The sequence below is a fragment of the Mesorhizobium sp. WSM2561 genome (assembly GCF_000513915.1).
Classification (GTDB): Bacteria; Pseudomonadota; Alphaproteobacteria; order Rhizobiales; family Rhizobiaceae; genus Mesorhizobium; species Mesorhizobium muleiense.
The window spans coordinates 1-2,427 of sequence record NZ_AZUX01000104.1 but is presented as its reverse complement, the minus strand read 5'-3'; the positions used below and the strand labels follow the sequence as shown (position 1 = coordinate 2,427).

At 59.5% G+C, this 2,427-nt stretch carries 4 protein-coding genes; all 4 read left to right on the top strand.

Going from position 1 to position 2,427, the window contains the following annotated elements:
- Positions 1 to 794, top strand: a 794-nt coding sequence (locus M727_RS0132710; RefSeq protein WP_027156026.1) for a DUF418 domain-containing protein, incomplete at its 5' end; no start/stop codon positions are given.
- Positions 795 to 935: 141 nt separating this feature from the next.
- Positions 936 to 1,220 carry a helix-turn-helix transcriptional regulator gene (locus M727_RS38745; protein WP_348627204.1) on the top strand — a complete coding sequence of 95 codons (285 nt, stop codon included), beginning with the start codon at positions 936 to 938 and terminating at the stop codon, positions 1,218 to 1,220.
- Positions 1,221 to 1,279: 59 nt separating this feature from the next.
- Complete coding sequence (locus M727_RS0132700) at positions 1,280 to 1,879, top strand: acyl-homoserine-lactone synthase (protein WP_027156024.1); 600 nt, start codon at positions 1,280 to 1,282, stop codon at positions 1,877 to 1,879.
- A 34-nt stretch (positions 1,880 to 1,913) separates the two neighbouring features.
- Positions 1,914 to 2,321, top strand: a complete 408-nt coding sequence (locus M727_RS41180; protein WP_084647013.1) for a LysR family transcriptional regulator — start codon at positions 1,914 to 1,916, stop codon at positions 2,319 to 2,321.
- Positions 2,322 to 2,427 lie beyond the last annotated feature (106 nt).

Here is a 2,427-nt window from a genome sequence, read left to right as displayed (position 1 = left end):
TCCTCGCCTATTACGGGCTGTGCTTTTTGCTGGTTCTTCCACTCTGCCGGCTGGATGCGGTCACCCTTGCAGCCATAGCGCTTTCGACGGCACTTGTGTCTCCTCAGCTAAGATTCCTGATTAACGGGGTGATGGATAAGGAGATGGCCTTTGACCCGTTCGTCACCCTGTTGATTAGCGGGATGTTCCCTGCCATCACATGGATACCATTCATCATCGCAGGCATGGCAGTCGCACGTCTGAATCTGACGAAGGTAACCACCCGCCGGTGGTTGGCGACCGCTGGAATGGCGCTTGCCGTCCTTGGATATTTAGGGTCCGCGCTCGCATTGCACTATGTGCCGGGGGTCGCACAGACGATCACCGCGTATGGTGGGGACGTGGGCGATCTCTGGTGGTCGGATGCGGGAGGGTTCTACTCGTTCCGCAAGTTCGGGGGCGAGGCCGATTGGTTGTGGGTGGCCTCACCGCACAGTGAGACTACCTTCTCGATCCTGGGAAACACCGGCGTTGCCCTCCTGGTTCTGGCGATCAGCCTGGTCGTTTCCGACACGCGTCTTCGCGTGCTGACCGGTCCAATCGTGGCTGTCGGTTCCATGTCCTTGACGGCTTATGTCCTGCACATCGGGGGAATCTGGGTGGTCAAATCAGGATGGTCACCGTCACTCTACCTGCTGGGAGGCTTCGTGCTCGCAACCAGTGCGTTCGCAATGTTATGGAGGCGCGCGTTCGGCCGAGGTCCGCTCGAGGCGCTGATGGGCAAAGCCGCAGACCTGTCTCGCTGCGTGCCTTAGCACTGCGTCAACCGAACAGCATGCGAGATCCGCGGCCATTTGAGGAGCTCCTGCGGTTCCACTACGCCGAGAACTGACCGGCATGTCGGATAACTTTTCGTGTAGATGCGACGGTGGCGCGAATAGCCGCTGTTCATACTCGTGTGGTCCTCGAAATCCTTCAGATCCAGCGTCGCAGCAATTCTTGCAGACGCAAAACGAGCCTCAAAACCCGTGCGTCTGTCTCCGCGACAACAGGACGTCCTGCGCTGCGCTGCCGAGGGCCTTACCGTGGACAGGATCGCTGATCGCCTCACCATCAGCCGCAACACCGCAGACACGCATCTGCGATCGGTGCGCGAGAGGCTCGGCGTGACAAACAACGTGCATGCTGTCGCGAAAGCTTTTCGCCTGGGGCTGATCAGCTACCCTCACGCAATCGCGTGATGCCGCACCGGTCCGCGATGAACCATTGGGGTTGGCCTCAAAACTAGAGGACAACCGAGATGCTAATTGTCGTCACGTCGCACAACGCCGACGAATATCAGGCGGAGCTGGATCAGGCGTTTCGGCTTCGCCACAAAGTGTTTGTAGAGGAAAAGGGCTGGACCGACCTGTGGCGTGAAGACGGTCGTGAGGTCGACCGCTTCGATGACAGGCGTGCCGTCCACATGCTCTTCACCACGGACAACCGTGTGATCGGCTACCAACGCCTGCTGCCGTCCACGCGACCTCATCTTCTCTCGGACGTCTTACCCGAGCTGTGCGAAGGCAGACGGCCCGTCGGAGAAAACATCTGGGAATGGTCGCGTTACTGTGTCGAGCCGCAATATCGCGAACGGGGACGGATGCTGAGTCCCGTTGCCAATGCGCTTTTGTCGGGCATCGTCGAGTGGGGCCTCGGCAGCGGGGTCGACACGATCATTGTCGAAATGAACCCGCTCTGGCTGCTGCGCCTGGTGCAGTTGCATTTCAAAGTAACGCCGCTGGGACTGCCGAAAATGATCGGTGCGGAAGAGACGGTCGCGGTGACAGCCAGTTTCGACGAGCGCACGCTGCAAAGGCTTCGTGAGACACGCAGCCCAGCCAGCAACAAATCCACGTAATCGCAAGCCTCGGTCCGCGCACGTAAGAGGTGCCATGCGCCGCTCCATCCAACTTCTCACGCTTCATTTTGCGACCGTCGTCGCCCAGGAAGGCAGCTTCCTCGGCGCATCGCGACGACTGCGGATTCATCATTCCGCGCTCAGCAGGCGCATAAAAGATCTCGAATTGAGGCTGGGCGTGACTTTGTTCGAACGCCACCCCGGCGGGGTCAGGGTGACGGCCGCCGGGGACTGTTTCCTGACCAATATACGACGCATTCTGAAAGATCTGGACGACGCGCTTCAGGGGCTTGAATCAGCGGGCCACGGAGATGGCCAGCCGCTATCGATCGGATCGGACAGGCCACCTTGCCATTGCAGTGCTGTTGTTGCCTGCTTGGGGAAGGATCCCAACTTACCTGCGTTCGTCGCATTTCTACGCAAGCATCATCCCGAGCTCTGATGCTCCATCATCGTCCCGCGCGCGAAATTCGCTGCCTTTGATGTCGCGGCGGACCCAAGCGAACGCTCGATCCGTGGCCATGAACGGAGACAACATCGGCGCAATT